The sequence below is a fragment of the Aeromicrobium terrae genome, assembly GCF_008039565.1.
GTDB lineage: Bacteria > Actinomycetota > Actinomycetes > Propionibacteriales > Nocardioidaceae > Aeromicrobium > Aeromicrobium terrae.
On sequence record NZ_VDUX01000002.1, the window covers coordinates 204,339 to 218,578 of the forward strand.

16 protein-coding genes are annotated in these 14,240 nt (G+C 69.8%); 4 read left to right on the forward strand and 12 right to left on the reverse strand.

Annotation, left to right across the window (positions count from 1 at the left end; genetic code table 11):
* Nucleotides 1–17: 17 nt before the first annotated feature.
* Nucleotides 18–1,190 carry an adenylyltransferase/sulfurtransferase MoeZ gene (gene moeZ, locus FHP06_RS04505; protein ID WP_222706360.1) on the reverse strand — a complete coding sequence of 391 codons (1,173 nt, stop codon included), beginning with the start codon at nt 1,188–1,190 and terminating at the stop codon, nt 18–20.
* A 121-nt stretch (nt 1,191–1,311) separates the two neighbouring features.
* On the opposite strand from moeZ, the gene FHP06_RS04510 reads away from it, so the two are divergent.
* Together FHP06_RS04510 and FHP06_RS04515 are read left to right on the forward strand one after the other, a co-directional pair.
* Entirely contained in the window at nt 1,312–1,950 is a 639-nt protein-coding gene (locus FHP06_RS04510) for a TetR/AcrR family transcriptional regulator (protein ID WP_147684219.1), read from the forward strand.
* Nucleotides 1,951–1,952: 2 nt separating this feature from the next.
* On the forward strand, nt 1,953–2,186 hold the full coding sequence (locus tag FHP06_RS04515; protein ID WP_147684221.1) for a DUF3107 domain-containing protein: 234 nt from the start codon (nt 1,953–1,955) through the stop codon (nt 2,184–2,186).
* Here the strand turns inward: FHP06_RS04515 and FHP06_RS04520 are convergent.
* Entirely contained in the window at nt 2,175–2,873 is a 699-nt protein-coding gene (locus FHP06_RS04520) for a ferritin-like fold-containing protein (RefSeq protein WP_147684223.1), read from the reverse strand. The two genes, FHP06_RS04515 and FHP06_RS04520, sit on opposite strands and share 12 nt — an antisense overlap.
* 20 nt (nt 2,874–2,893) lie before the next feature.
* Here FHP06_RS04520 and FHP06_RS04525 point away from each other — a divergent pair, with 20 nt between their 5' ends.
* Nucleotides 2,894–4,255, forward strand: coding sequence for a DEAD/DEAH box helicase (locus tag FHP06_RS04525; protein ID WP_222706361.1), 1,362 nt, complete (start codon nt 2,894–2,896; stop codon nt 4,253–4,255).
* Nucleotides 4,256–4,264: 9 nt separating this feature from the next.
* On the opposite strand, the gene FHP06_RS04530 is transcribed toward FHP06_RS04525, so the two are convergent.
* Nucleotides 4,265–4,930, reverse strand: a complete 666-nt coding sequence (locus FHP06_RS04530) for a L,D-transpeptidase (protein WP_147684225.1) — start codon at nt 4,928–4,930, stop codon at nt 4,265–4,267.
* A gap of 9 nt (nt 4,931–4,939) precedes the next feature.
* The gene (locus FHP06_RS04535; protein WP_187271778.1) at nt 4,940–5,692 is read right to left on the reverse strand and encodes a ParA family protein; all 753 of its coding nucleotides are present in this window, start codon (nt 5,690–5,692) and stop codon (nt 4,940–4,942) included.
* Between the two features lie 23 nt (nt 5,693–5,715).
* On the opposite strand from FHP06_RS04535, the gene FHP06_RS04540 reads away from it, so the two are divergent.
* A complete protein-coding gene (locus FHP06_RS04540; RefSeq protein ID WP_147684229.1) occupies nt 5,716–6,474 on the forward strand; it encodes an SDR family NAD(P)-dependent oxidoreductase in 759 nt (252 codons plus the stop codon).
* Here the strand turns inward: FHP06_RS04540 and FHP06_RS04545 are convergent.
* From FHP06_RS04545 to FHP06_RS04580, 8 genes are all read right to left on the reverse strand, one after another.
* Nucleotides 6,458–7,291, reverse strand: a complete 834-nt coding sequence (locus FHP06_RS04545; protein WP_147684231.1) for a PHP domain-containing protein — start codon at nt 7,289–7,291, stop codon at nt 6,458–6,460. The two genes, FHP06_RS04540 and FHP06_RS04545, sit on opposite strands and share 17 nt — an antisense overlap.
* Nucleotides 7,292–7,307: 16 nt before the next feature.
* Complete coding sequence (locus tag FHP06_RS04550; RefSeq protein WP_147684233.1) at nt 7,308–7,874, reverse strand: histidine phosphatase family protein; 567 nt, start codon at nt 7,872–7,874, stop codon at nt 7,308–7,310.
* Between the two features lies 1 nt (nt 7,875).
* A complete protein-coding gene (locus FHP06_RS04555; RefSeq protein ID WP_147684235.1) occupies nt 7,876–8,913 on the reverse strand; it encodes a MaoC family dehydratase in 1,038 nt (345 codons plus the stop codon).
* The gene (locus tag FHP06_RS04560) at nt 8,910–9,383 is read right to left on the reverse strand and encodes a general stress protein (protein ID WP_147684237.1); all 474 of its coding nucleotides are present in this window, start codon (nt 9,381–9,383) and stop codon (nt 8,910–8,912) included. The genes FHP06_RS04555 and FHP06_RS04560 overlap by 4 nt, the downstream gene beginning before the upstream one ends.
* Before the next feature lie 157 nt (nt 9,384–9,540).
* Nucleotides 9,541–10,734 carry an acyl-CoA dehydrogenase family protein gene (locus FHP06_RS04565; RefSeq protein ID WP_147684238.1) on the reverse strand — a complete coding sequence of 398 codons (1,194 nt, stop codon included), beginning with the start codon at nt 10,732–10,734 and terminating at the stop codon, nt 9,541–9,543.
* A gap of 23 nt (nt 10,735–10,757) precedes the next feature.
* Nucleotides 10,758–11,456 carry a phosphocholine cytidylyltransferase family protein gene (locus FHP06_RS04570; protein ID WP_147684240.1) on the reverse strand — a complete coding sequence of 233 codons (699 nt, stop codon included), beginning with the start codon at nt 11,454–11,456 and terminating at the stop codon, nt 10,758–10,760.
* Nucleotides 11,457–11,464: 8 nt separating this feature from the next.
* Entirely contained in the window at nt 11,465–12,316 is an 852-nt protein-coding gene (locus tag FHP06_RS04575) for a DMT family transporter (protein ID WP_222706362.1), read from the reverse strand.
* Nucleotides 12,313–14,157, reverse strand: coding sequence for a vWA domain-containing protein (locus FHP06_RS04580; RefSeq protein ID WP_147684242.1), 1,845 nt, complete (start codon nt 14,155–14,157; stop codon nt 12,313–12,315). Before FHP06_RS04580 ends, FHP06_RS04575 begins: the two co-directional genes overlap by 4 nt.
* Nucleotides 14,158–14,240 lie beyond the last annotated feature (83 nt).

Below are 14,240 nucleotides of genomic sequence, written 5' to 3' on the forward strand. Positions count from 1 at the left end.
TCAGCGGGAGGGCGCGGTCAGTACGCGGGCTGCGACGGGTCGATCTGGTTGACCCAGGCGGAGACGCCGCCACCGACGTGCACGGCGTCCGCGTAGCCGGCGCCCTTGAGCACCGCGAGCGCCTCGGCGGACCGGACACCCGTCTTGCAGTACAGGACCGCCTGCTTGTCGGACGGGACCTTCTCCAGCGCCTTGCCGTTGAGGAACTCGCCCTTGGGGATCAGCACCGAGCCCGGGATCTTGTTGATCTCGTACTCGCCCGGCTCCCGGACGTCGACGAGGACGAAGTCACGTCCGCCGTCGTGGCGCTCCTTGAGCCAGCCGTCGAGCGTGTGCACCGAGATGGTGGAGTCGGCGGCGGCGTCGGCGGCCTCGTCGCTGAGCGCGCCGCAGAAGGCCTCGTAGTCGCTCATCAGCTCGGTGGGCAGGACGCCGTTCGGGTCGCGCTGGATCTTCAGCGTCGAGTACCGCATCTCCAACGCGTCGTAGACCATCAGGCGGCCGATCAGCGGGTCGCCGATGCCGGTGATGAGCTTGATGGCCTCGGTGACCATGATCGAGCCGATCGACGCGCACAGGACGCCGAGCACGCCGCCCTCGGCGCACGACGGGACCATGCCGGGCGGCGGGGGCTCCGGGTACAGGTCGCGGTACTGCGGACCCTCCTGGGCCCAGAACACCGACACCTGGCCCTCGAAGCGGTAGATGGAGCCCCAGACGTAGGGCTTGCCGAGGATGACCGCGGCGTCGTTGACGAGGTAGCGCGTCGCGAAGTTGTCCGTGCCGTCGAGGATCAGGTCGTACTGGCTGAAGATGTCGAGCACGTTGTCGTTGTCGAGACGTTCGTTGTGCTGGACGACCTTCACGTACGGGTTGATCTCGGCCACTGACTCCGCCGCCGACTGGGTCTTCGGCTTGTCGAGGTCGGACTGCCCGTGGATGACCTGGCGCTGCAGGTTCGACTCGTCGACGACGTCGTCGTCGATGATGCCGAGCGTGCCGACGCCGGCCGCGGCGAGGTAGAGCAGCGCGGGGCTGCCGAGACCGCCGGCGCCGATGATCAGCACCTTGGCGTTCTTGAGCCGCTTCTGTCCGTCCATGCCGACGTCGGGGATGATCAGGTGCCGGCTGTACCGACGGACTTCGTCGATCGTCAGCTCATCGGCGGGTTCCACGAGTGGCGCGACCACGGGATCTCCTTCTACGGGGGTTTCTCCAGTCAACAGTGGCTCGACCCTCCATGTTCCCCGACCGGTCACCACAAGGGACCGCTCGTCCGGATCGTGGGCAGGCACCGTCTAGTGTTGAGGCGTGACCGAAGCCCCGCCGGTGCGACCCCGCACCAACCGCCTCCCGCGGTCGGCCCGACGCGCGCAGCTCCTGCAGGTCGCGCTGGGCGTGTTCGTCGAGCAGGGCTACCACTCCGCGTCGATGGACGAGATCGCCGAGCGGGCGGGCGTCTCCAAGCCCGTGCTCTACCAGCACTTCCCCGGCAAGCTCGACCTCTACCTCGCGCTGCTGGAGACGTCGTGCGACACCGTGGTGGCCGAGGTCAAGGAGGCGCTCGCCTCCACCACCGACAACCGCCGACGCGTGCAGGCCACGATGGAGCTCTGGTACGACTACGTCGCCGACCAGGGCGAGGCGTTCCGGCTGGTGTTCGAGTCCGACCTCACCAACGACCCCGCCGTCCGCACCCTCGTCGACCGCGTGATCGACGAGTCCGCGTCGGCGATCGCCGAGATCATCCACGAGGACACCGGCCTGCCGGGCCCGGCCGCGCACCTGCTGGCCGTCAGCCTGGTCGGCATGGGCCACGTGGGCGCCCGCAACTGGCTCTCCACGGACTCGGCCCTGAGCCGGTCCGAGGCCGCCGAGCTCGCAGCCGGCCTGGCGTGGCGCGGCATCGGTGGATTCCCGAAGGACCCCGACCAGAACGAAGGAGACTGACCATGGAGGTCAAGATCGGCGTCCAGAACGCCGCGCGCGAGCTGTCCGTCGAGACCGACGGCGACGCCGACTCGGTGCTCGACGCGCTGCAGCAGTCGATCAAGGACGAGTCCGTCTTCAGCCTGACCGACGACAAGGGCCGCACCGTCGCGGTCCCGGCCGACAAGGTGGCGTACCTCTACTTCACCGACAACTCCGGCCGCAAGGTCGGGTTCGGCCTCGTCTCAGGCGGCTAGACCCAGCGTCTCCATGCGGGCCGCGTGCGCCTCGGTGATCCGGGTGAACATGCGGCCGATCGCGGCGAGGTCCATGCCGGGCCGGTCGATCCCGCCGACGAGCACCGTGCTCAGCGCGTCGCGCTCGGCCACCACCATCTGGGCCTGGCTCAGCGCCTCGCCCATCAGGCGTCGGCCCCACAGCGCCAGGCGTCCGCCGACGCGGGGTTCGGCCTCGATCGCCGCGCGCACCTGGTCGACGACGAACTCGGAGTGGCCCGTGCCGCTCATCGTGTCCAGCACGAGCTCGCGCGTGCTCGGGTCCAGGTACGTCGCGACCTCACGGTAGAAGTCGGACGCGAGCCCGTCGCCCACGTACGCCTTGACCAGGCCTTCCAGCCAGTCCGACGGCGACGTCTGGCGGTGGAACCGCTCGAACGTGTCACGGAACGGCGCCATCGCGTCGAACGGGTCCTCGCCCATCTCGACGAGCCGGTCGCGGAGCTGCTCGAAGTGCCCGAACTCCGCCACCGCCATCGCCGCGATCTCCACCTTGACCCGGAGGTCGGGCGCCATGCGGGCGTCCTCGGCGAGCCGCTCGCAGGCGCTGATCTCGCCGTAGGCGAGGACGCCGAGCAGCTCGACGATGCCGGTGCGGTAGGTGGGGTCGTCGAAGGCCGATGGTGCGGCGGTCTCGGTCGGTGCCATGGCCGATACGATAGGACGAAATGACTACCTTCAAAGATCTGGGCGTGATGCCCGAGATCGCCGACGCACTCGACGCGGTCGGCATCACGAATCCCTTTCCCATCCAGGAGATGACGCTCTCGGTGGCCCTCATGGGTACCGACCTCATCGGCCAGGCTCGAACCGGCACGGGCAAGACCCTCGCGTTCGCCATCCCCGTCATCCAGCGCACCGTCGCGCCGCACGACCCCGACTACGACCAGCTCGCCGCCCCCGGCAAGCCGCAGGCTCTGATCGTCACGCCCACCCGTGAGCTGACGATCCAGGTCGCCAACGACGTCGAGACGGCGTCGTCCAAGCGCGGCACGCGCAACCTGACCATCTACGGCGGTGTGCCCTACGAGCCGCAGCTCGACGCGCTCAAGTCCGGCGTCGACATCGTGGTCGGCACCCCCGGCCGACTGCTCGACCTCGCCAACCGCGGTGCGCTCGACCTCTCCCACGTGAAGTCGCTCGTGCTCGACGAGGCCGACGAGATGCTCGACCTCGGCTTCCTGCCCGACGTCGAGGCGATCCTCGCCAAGACGCCGGAGCTGCGCCAGACGATGCTGTTCTCGGCCACCATGCCGTCGGCGATCGTCGGCCTCGCCCGCAAGCACATGCGGCACCCGATGAACATCCGCGCGGAGGCGCCGGACGAGGACCACATGGTCCCCACCACCGCGCAGTTCGTGTGGCAGGCGCACGACATGGACAAGCCGGAGGTCGTGGCCCGCATCCTGCAGGCCGAGGACGTCGGCCGCGTCATCATCTTCACGCGCACCAAGCGCACCGCCCAGCGCGTCGCCGACGACCTCGCCGACCGTGGCTTCCCGGCCGCCCCGCTGCACGGCGACATGGCGCAGACGGCCCGTGAGAAGGCGCTCCAGCGCTTCCGTGACGGCAAGATCAACATCCTCGTCGCCACCGACGTCGCCGCCCGCGGCATCGACGTCGCCGGCATCTCGCACGTCATCAACTACAACTGCCCCGAGGACCACAAGACCTACGTGCACCGCATCGGCCGCACGGGTCGCGCGGGCGCCTCGGGCATCGCGGTGACGTTCGTCGACTGGGCCGACCTGACGCGCTGGAAGCTCATCAACAAGGAGCTCGACCTGCCGTTCGACGAGCCCCAGGAGACGTACTCCACGTCGGAGCACCTGTTCCACGACCTCGGCATCCCGCACGACGCCAAGGGCCGCCTCAAGCCGGCCGCTCCCAAGGAGCCGCGCCGCGAGGCTGGGTCGCGTCCCCGCTCGGAGGGCCAGAAGTCCTCGTCGGGCGGTGGCCAGCAGCGCAGCCGCAACCGGCGTCGCCGCAACCGCACCCGCGGCGGCGAGGCCGTCAAGAAGGCCGAGTAGACCCGACCGTCAGGCCGTGACGACGACCGGCGTGCCCACCGGAGCGAAGTTCCACAGGGCGATGGCGTCGTCGCGCCACTGACGCACGCACCCGGCCGACAACGGGGTGCCGAGCTGGGCCTTGGTCTGCTCGAGCTTCCCGGACCGGTCCACGGGAACGGTGTGGAAGCCGATCGGCGCGGTCCAGCCGGTGGCGAACCGCACGAAGTACTCCATCGTGCCGCTGGAGTCGAACGCGGTGGCGTGCCGCTGCTTCGACTGCACGCGGTACGAGCCGGGGTCCAGGTTGTCGAACTTGCTGCCGGAGACCAGGTAGGTGCGGTCGACCTTGCCGTCGTCGCCCACCAGCCACACGCGCTGCTGCGACTCCGAGAACACGATCCGGCGTCCGGATCCCGATGCCTGCGGCAGCGCGACGGACACGGTCTTCGCCGCGGGCGTCACCTCCGGCTTCGGGGCCGGCAGCGTCAGCGCGTCCATCGAGGCACGCTCCAGCGAGCTGACCCCGGCGGCCGCCGCGGGCGGCGTGGTGGCGCGCAGGTGCGGCAGCACGCCGACGGCCGCGGCGCCGATCACGACGGTCAGCATGATCGCGCCACCGAGCGCGCCGATCCGACGCCGGCGTTCCGCCCGGTGGCGGGCGGCTCGACGTGAGTTCGGGCGGCGCTGGTTCACCCCTCGATTCTAGGCGAGGAGAGAGGCCGCAACCTGGCGATACGCCTCAGCGCCCTTGTGCGTCCTGCTGGTGCCGAGGATGGAGCGACCGAATGCCGGGGCCTCCGCGAACCGGATGGTCTTCGGGATGGCCGGCTCGATGATCGGCAGCTCGTAGGTCTCCTGGATCGCAGTGATCACCGCCTGCGCGTGCCGGGTGCGGCCGTCGAACATCGTCGGCAGCACGCCGAGGACGTGCAGCTCGGAGTTCACGAACTGCTTCACGTCGTGGATCGTGTCGAGCAGCTGGCCGACGCCGCGGTGCGACAGCGTCTCCGCCTGGAGCGGGATCAGCACCTGCTGGGCGGCCGAGAGGGCGCCGACGGTCATGACGCCGAGCGTGGGCGGGCAGTCGATGAGGATCCAGTCGTACTCGTCCGCCACCTTGGTCAGCGCCACGCGGAGACGCTGCTCGCGGCCGGTGCGGCTGACCAGGGCCTCCTCAGCCTGGGTGACGGTGATGTTGCTCGGGAGCAGGTGCATCCCGTCGTCGGTGACGACGATGGCGTCCTCGGTCTTCGAGGTGCCCAGCAGCACGGCCCCGACGGTGACGTCGACGTCCTCGGGATCGATGCCGAGGGAGAAGGTCAGGCCGCCCTGCGGGTCGAGGTCGACGAGCAGCACACGCTGCTTCTTCTCGGTGAGTGCTGCACCCAGGGAGGCGACGGTCGTGGTCTTGCCGACGCCGCCCTTCTGGTTCACCACCGCGATCGTCGTCGTCATAGGTGGCACGCTACCGTTTCGCCATGAGAGGTCGCGCGCTGATCACCGGGCCCACTGCGGGCATCGGGAACGCGTTCGCGCGGGAGCTGGCCAAGCGTGGTCACGACCTCGTCCTGGTGGCCCGCGACACCGCCCGGCTGGAGAAGATCGCCGCCGAGCTGCGCGAGAAGCACGGCGTCGCCGTCGACGTCATCACCGCCGACCTCACCACCGACGACGGCCTCGCGGCGGCGGTCAACGCGCTCACCGACACGTCGCACCCGGTCGACCTTCTGGTGAACAACGCCGGGTCGTCCATCGCCGGCTGGTTCGGCACCACCGACATCGTCGAGGAGGACCGCCACCTCGACCTCATGGTCCGTGCTCCCATGCACCTGATGGACGCCGCGATCAAGGCCATGGCGGGTCGCGGCCACGGCGAGATCATCAACGTCGCGAGCGTCGCCGCGTTCACGCCGCGCGGCACGTACTCCGCGCACAAGGCGTGGATGGTGAACCTGTCGCGCTGGGCCCACATGCAGTACTCCGACGCCGGCCTCACGATCATGGCGCTGTGCCCGGGCTTCGTGCGGACCGAGTTCCACCAGCGCATGGGCGCCGACACCTCGACGATCCCGCGCTGGATGTGGCTGAAGGCCGACAAGCTCGTGAAGGCCGCACTGAAGGACCTCGACAAGGGCAAGTCGCTGTCGATCCCGTCGGTCCGCTACAAGGTGCTCGCGACGATCTCCCAGTACGCGCCGAAGTCCGTGGTCATGCGGGCGGCTAAGCGGGGGCGCTGAGCAGCCGCTCCAGCTGGTCGGGCGCGGTGGTGTTGGCGCCGAGCGCGAAGGCCTCCGACTTCCCGAGCCCGTGGTAGTCGCTGGACCCGGTGACCACCAGGCCCAGGTCCTCGGCGAGGCCGCGCAGCTGCGCCCGCTGGTCGGCGTCGTGGTCGGTGTGGTCGACCTCGAGTCCGTCGAGTCCTGCGGCGCACAGCTCGGCGATGCGCTCCGCGGTGAGCACGCGGTGGCTCCCCCGTGACCACGGGTGCGCCAGCACCGTGACGCCGCCGGCGGCCGAGACGAGGCGGATGGCCTCGTCGGTCGGCACCGCGTAGCGGCTCACGTAGCCGGGCCGTCCGGGGTTGAGGTAGGCGTCGAACGCCTCGTTCCGGTCGGCGACGACGCCCTTGTCGACGAGCACGTCGGCCACGTGCGGGCGGCCGGACGCCTCCGCGGCACCCGAGCGGGCTCGCACCTCGGCCTCGGTGATGTCGATGCCGACCTCGTTGAGGGCGGCGATGATGCGCGGGAGCCGGTCGTCGCGGCCGCCGAGGATGCGGTCGAGCTCGGCGAGGAGCGGCGCGTCGGTCGGGTCCATCTCGTAGCCGAGCAGGTGGATGCTCTTGTGCTCCAGCTTGGTGGAGATCTCGATGCCCTTGACCAGCCGGACGCCGACCTCGTCGGCGGCGGCCTGCGCCTCGACCCAGCCGACGGTGGTGTCGTGGTCGGTCAGCGCGACGACGTCCAGCCCCACCCGAGCGGCGTTGCGCACCAGCTCACCCGGGGTGTCGGTGCCGTCCGAGCGGTTCGAGTGGGTGTGGAGGTCGATGCGCACGGGCTCAGGCTAGCGATCAGCCTGGTGCCGGAACGTTCCAGCGCAGCAGGACCGGGTACTCGTGCTCGTGGCCGAGGACGGAGCACGTCGCGGTGTCGAGCCGGAAGAACCGGCCCTCGGCGACCGGCTGGTCGAGCCAGCGAGCGGCGAGGACCCGGAGTGCGTGTCCGTGCCCGATGACGAGGGTGTCGCCGTCGACCGCCCTGGCGCGGGCCACGACGCGGTCGAGCCGCGCGCCGACCTCCTCGGCAGTCTCGCCGCCGGGCGTCGGGTGGGTCCAGACCGTCCAGCCCGGCACCGTCTCGCGGATCTGCTGGGTGGTGATCCCCTCGTAGTCGCCGTAGAACCACTCGGCGAGGTCGTCGTCGACCTCGGCGTCGGGGAAGCCGGCGAGCTCGGCGGTGCGCCGGGCTCGCAGGCGCGGGCTGACCAGGACCTGCGCCAAGTCCCACGTCGCGAGCACGCCACGCAGCGCTCGTGCAGCGTCCTCCCCCGCCGTCGTCAGCGGGAGGTCGGTGACCGACGTGTGCCGGCCGGCCGCGCTCCACTCGGTCTCGCCGTGACGGACGACGACGACGCTCACGTCAGGCCTGTGGCGCGAGGGCCCAGTAGTCGAGGTCGAGCAGCACGCCCTCGGCGTACTTGCCGTCCTCGGTGCGCAGCATCATCGACTCGTCGCGGCCCTTGGTGGCGACGAGGCGGAGGCGCAGTGCGCCCACGCCGGGGGCGTCGACGTCGGCCTTGTCGAGCACCTCGGACCATGCGTAGACGGTGTCGCCCGCGAGCGCCGGGGCTGTGTGGGCTCCGGCGTTGATGGCGGCGATCAGCTGCGCGTTGGCCAGCCCGTTGAAGGACAGCGCTCGCGCCATCGAGATGACGTGACCGCCGTAGACCAGCCGGGTGCCGTCGGGACGCGCCTCGGTGTTGAAGTGCACCTTGGCGGTGTTCTGCCACAGGCGCGTGGCGAGCATGTGCTCCGGGTCGGTGAGCGTGACGCCGTCGACGTGGTCGATCTTCTCGCCGACCTCGTAGTCGTCCCAGCGGTGCGGCTCGCCGGCGGCGGCAAAGTCGTAGCCGGTGAAGTCGAGACCGTCCGGGATCACGAGGTCCTCGGCGGCGACGGCGTCGGTCAGCTCGGGGACCACGGTCTCCGGGGCCGGGGCGTCCTGGTCACGCTTGTGCACCATCACCCAGCGGGCCCAGTCGATCGCGACCTCACCGCGCTGGTTGGTGGCGGTGGAGCGGACGTAGACGACGCCCGTCTTGCCGTTGGAGTTCTGCTTGAGGCCGATGACCTCGGACGACGTGCGGAGCGTGTCGCCCGGCACGACCGGACGGTGGAACCGGCACTCGGCGTAGCCCAGGTTGGCGACCGCGTTGAGCGACACGTCGGGGACGGTCTTGCCGAACGCCACGTGGAAGCCGATGAGCTCCTCGACCGGGTGCGGGTCCAGCCCGACCGACGCGGCGAACTCCGCCGACGACGGGATCGCGAATCGCGTCGGGTAGAGCGCGGTGTACAGCGCCCGGTCGCCCTCGGTGATCGTGCGCGGCGTCGCGTGCTCGATCACCTGCCCCAGCGTGAAGTCCTCGAAGTAGTTGCCGGGGTTGGTCTTGCTCACAGGATGGTTCTTCCCGGCATCTTGGCCAGCAGCTCCTGGCCCTGGGCCAGGAACTTGTGCTCGACCAGCACCTCGTACTTGGTGGCGACGACCTTCTGGACGGAGCTGAAGTCACGCTGTCCGCGCGTCGCGGCGTAGCCGAGCAGGCTCCAGACCACGCCGAACACCACGCCCAGCAGGACGGCGCCGAGCACGGTGCCGAGCCAGCTGCCCTCCTCGGCGAAGATCCCGACCAGCAGGCCGATGAGCAGGCCGAGCCACGCACCCGACGCGGCGCCGGCCAGGGCGACGCGACCGTTGGTGAGACGACCCGTGACCCGCTCCACCTGCTTGAGGTCGGTGCCGACGATCAAGCAGTTCTGCACCGGGAAGTGCTCGTCGGACAGGAAGTCGACGGCCTTCTGCGCCGCGGCGTAGTCGTCGAACACCCCCAGCGACTGCGGGTACTGCAGCTCGAAGATCTCAGGCATGGGTTCGATCGTAGTGGTGCGGCCCCGATCCCCGGCCCTCTCCCCGGGCGTGATCTCGATACGCCCGCTCGCAGAGCTCGCAGGCACTCGATCACCGAGGGCCCGGTGGTCGAGTGCGCCCGCGAGCGCCAGCGAGCTGGGCGTGTATCGAGACCACTCAGGCCTTGTAGTCCTCCAGCAGGCGGCGGCCGATGATCATCTTCTGGATGTCGGCCGTGCCCTCGCCGATCAGGAGCATCGGGGCCTCGCGGTAGAGGCGCTCGATCTCGTACTCCTTGCTGAAGCCGTAGCCGCCGTGGATGCGGAACGAGTCCTCCACGACGTCGCGGCAGTACTCGCTCGCGAGCAGCTTGGCCATGCCCGCCTCGAGGTCGTTGCGCTTCCCGGCATCCTTGATGCGGGCGGCCTTCACGACCATCTCGTGGGCGGCCTCGACCTTGGTGCCCATCTCGGCGAGACGGAACAGGACGGCCTGGTGGTCGGCGATCTTCTTGCCGAACGTCTCGCGCTGCTGCGAGTAGGCGATGCCCAGCTCGAAGGCACGAGTCGCGAGGCCCACGGCACGGGCGGCGACGTTCACGCGGCCGACCTCGACGCCGTCCATCATCTGGTAGAAGCCCTTGCCGGGCTCGCCGCCGAGGATCTGGTCGGCCGAGATCTTGTGGCCCTCGAAGACCATCTCCGTGGTGTCGACACCCTTGTAGCCCATCTTCTCGATCTTGCCCGGGATGGTGATGCCCTGAGCCGTCTCGCCGAAGCCGGACTCCTTCTCCACCAGGAAGGTGGTCATGTTCTTGTAGACCGAGTCGGCACCCTCGTCGGTCTTCACCAGCACCGCGACGAGGTTGGCCGAGCCGCCGTTCGTCAGCCACATCTTCTGGCCGTCGATCGTGTAGTTGCCGTCGTCGCCCTTGACCGCCTTGGTGGAGATGGCGGAGACGTCCGAGCCGAGCGACGGCTCCGACATGGAGAAGGCGCCGCGGATCTCACCGGTGGCCATCTTCGGCAGGTACTTCTGCTTCTGCTCGTCGGTGCCGTGGTGCATCAGCATGTAGGCGACGATGAAGTGCGTGTTGATGACGCCGGAGACGCTCATCCAGCCGCGGGCGATCTCCTCGACCACCAGCGCGTAGGTGAGCAGCGACTCGCCGAGCCCGCCGAACTCCTCGGGGATCATCAGGCCGAAGATGCCGAGCTCCTTGAGGCCCTCGACGATGTCCGTCGGGTACTCGTCCTTGTGCTCGAGCTCGGTGGCGACGGGAAGGATCTCCTTCTCGACGAACTGGCGGACGACCTTGAGGATCTCCTGCTGCTCCTCGGTCAGACCGTCGGTGGTGGCGAGACGCGCCATGGGGGGCTCCTTAGGGGCTAGGGCTAGGCGAGGGACTCGTTGGCGCGCACGAGGTCGGCGTCGAAGTCGACCTCGATGGCGGGGAACTGGGAGATGTCGATGGGAACGATCTTGAGGCCATCCGCCTCGATCGCAACCTCGATGCCACGCTCGAAGTAGTCCTGGTCGTCGCAGGCCTCGAGCTGGGCGATGAGCGCCGCCTTCTCGGAGGGGGCGACGTAGTTGATGCCGACTGCCTCGCCGAGGCCGCCGACGACCGTCTTGGAGAGCTCGGCGATGTTGCCGGCGTCGTCGAGCGTGTACTTGACCTCTTCGTCGGCGACGGAGTCGGTGTTGACCGAGACGAAGCTCTGGCCGGCCTCGATCGACTCGCTGAGCAGGCCGAGCAGGTCGGGGTGGAACACGACGTCGCCGTTCAGCCACAGCACCCCCGACTCGCCGGTGAGCTGCAGCGCCTTGAGCAGGCTCTTGCTCGTGTTGGTGGTGTCGTAGAAGGGGTTGTAGACGAACGAGCAGTCCGCGTTGTCCTCGATGATCCAGTCGAGCTTGTAGCCGACGACCACCGTGATGCGCAGGTCGGGACCGAACGTCTCGCGCAGCAGGGAGATCTGGCGCCGCATGATCGTCTCACCCGTGGTCAGCTTGGTGAGCGGTTTCGGGTGGGGTCGGCCGAGCCGGGTACCCATGCCCGCCGCCAGGATGACGGCCTCGAAGGACGGCATGTTCCTCCCTAGAGTTGACCCGCCGACTCTACCGGGCGGCGGACGGTCACGATCACCAGGCCAGCGAGGATGAGACCCAGGCCGACGTACACACCGACCGCCGGCGACTGGTCGAGGAACACCCCGGCGAGCAAGGCGGCGCCCGGCACCTCGAGCAGCAGGAGCAGCGAGATCAGCGTCGGGCTCATGACCGCGAGCAGGTGGTTGAGGATCGAGTGGCCCAGCAGCTGGGCGCAGATCGTGACGGCCACGAGCAACCACCACGCCTTGGCCGAGTAGCCCGTCAGATCCACGCCGGTGACCAGGCAGACCACCAGCAGCACCGCGGCGCAGATGCCGTAGCAGGCGACGACGTAGGCCAAGGTCGACGTGCGGGTGCGTACGCCCTCCCCCGCGACCAGGTAGACCGCGGCGCCGAGGCCACCGAGCACTGCGAGGGCGTCGCCGGCCAGCGCCTCCTTGGAGATCGTGAAGTCGACGCCGGTCACCACGAGCACCCCGGCGACGGCGATGGTCAGGCCGAGGAGCACCCCTCGGCGGATGGTGGCCCCGCGCCACCGGTCGACGAGCACGACCCACACGATCTGCGTCGTCACGAGAGCCGTCGCGGCCGCGACCGACGTGTGCTTCAGCGCCGAGACCCAGGCCGCGAAGTGGACGGCCAGCGCGAGCCCCGCGACGACCGTCGCCCGGTCGGGGCGGGTCAGCTCACCGCGAGCGGCTCCGTACGGCGCGAGGACCGCGGTCGCCATCGCGTTGCGCCAGAACGCGATCGCCAGCGCGGGCGCAGCCGTGCCCGCCATCAACGGCCCCGACGCCGAGACGCCGAGCACGGCGATCGCAGCGAAGAGCCAGTTCACCCGTCGACGGTAGTGGCATCACTGTCACGACGACGACGGAAGGCCGCGAGGAGCCCGGCGATCAACGCGGCGAGCACCACGAGGCCGCCGACGATCCAGCCCCAGCCGACACCCCCGTCGTCGCTCTGCGCGTCGTTCGCGGACTGCTTGGGCTTCGACGCGTACTGCGGCTCGCCGGTCTTGTCACCGGTGACCGCGACGCTCAGGGTCACGGGGACCTCGCCGACCTTCTCGTCCACCGTGGGCGTGGACGTGAAGAGGGTCAGCGCGCAGTAGTGGTCGCCGTCGAGGGCGTCGGCGCGGATGCGCTCGTCCGACGAGGTGCGGTTCTGGTACGCCACGGTGGGCCCGGCCACGTGCAGCGGCTGGTTCGCCGCGCCCGCGTACTGCACCCGGTTCGTGGTGGCCGACGGGTCGGTGACCAGCGCCTTCGTGGGTCCGTAGACGTTGGCGAGCGCGACCTCGAAGTAGCCGCCGCCCTTGAGCGCGTCGCCCGCCTGCGGCGTGGACCCGAGGGTGAAGTCGCAGACCGGCTGCTGCCCCCACCCGACGTCCGGCACGCGGTAAAGCAGCGTCTCCCCGGGCAGGATGCTGTCGGAGTACAGGCCCGGCGCGACCGGCGGTGCTCCCGCGAAGCTCGGCGACCCGAGCGCCGGCTGGGCCTCCCCCGACGCCTTCGGCGCGGTGGCGTCGTCGGAGTAGCCGGACGACTCGCTCGCACCGGGCAGTCCCTCGGTGGTCTTCACCGCGGGCTCGGTGCGGACCAGCACCTCGAGCGGCTTCACGCCCTCCACCTGGGGAGGCTCGACGCTGACGACGTACGGGCCCTTGCCGCAGTCCTTGCGGTCCGCAGGTGTGGACGTGAGGTCGACCGCGTACGGCGCCTTCTGGTTGACCGACCCCTGCACGGAGATCGAGGCGGAGTCGCCGCACTCCGTGCCGTCGGCCGACGTCAGCGAGATGGACAGGCCCTCGGTCGCCGACAGCTCCGGCGAGGTGGTGCGGGTCGAGGCGCTGACGTGCAGCGTGCCCTTGCCCGGGTCGGGGACGGTGTAGTGCTCGGCACCGGTGTCGCCGATCGTGTCGAGCCACTGGCCGTCCTCGATCTCCGGGGCGTCCGCCGACGCGGACTCCGCGCCCTCGACCGGCAGGCCGGCCTCCTTGTAGCCGCGGGCGGCTCGCACCGACGTCCGCGTCAGCGTGCTCGGCAGGTCCTCGATGTCCGACACGTCGTAGTACGTGCCACCGCCGGCCGACGCAACACAGGTGAGCTGGCTGCGCGACTTGGCGTCGACCTGCAGGCCGACGACGTCCACGTAGAAGTCGGCACCCTTCTTCTTCAGGTCGCGCGCGACCTTGCACGGGTCGCCGCCGCAGTTCTCCTCGCCGTCGGAGACGAGCACGATGCTGCGCGGGCCCTCCTTCGGCAGGTCCTTGTACGCCTGCTTCAGGCTGTACGCGATGGGGGTGTTGCCGAGCGGCTTCAGCTTGTCGATCCCGGCCTTCAGCTTCGCCTTGTCGACGTCGCCGACCGGCACGAGCAGCTCGGAGTCCTTGCACGACCCCTTGCCGTCCTCGATGGTCGAGCCGTAGACGCGCAGGCCGACCTTCGAGTCGTCGGGCAGTCGGTCGACCACCGTGCGGAGGCTCTTCTGCGCCGCCTTCATGCGGGTCTGACCGCCCGCGGACTCCTTCATCGATCCGGAGCCGTCCAGCACCAGGATCAGTGAGCCCCCGTCCTGGCCGAGCACCGACTCGTCGTCCGCGCTGGCAGGTGCGGCCACCGACAGCAGACCGGCGACGAGGCATGCGACGACAGAGCCATGAATCCCCCGAGTCATGGAGGCAGTCTGGCACAGGACGTTTTGGGGGCCTGACGTGCGGCGGTGTACGTTACGTCAGTCGTCAACGCGGCTCGGGCACC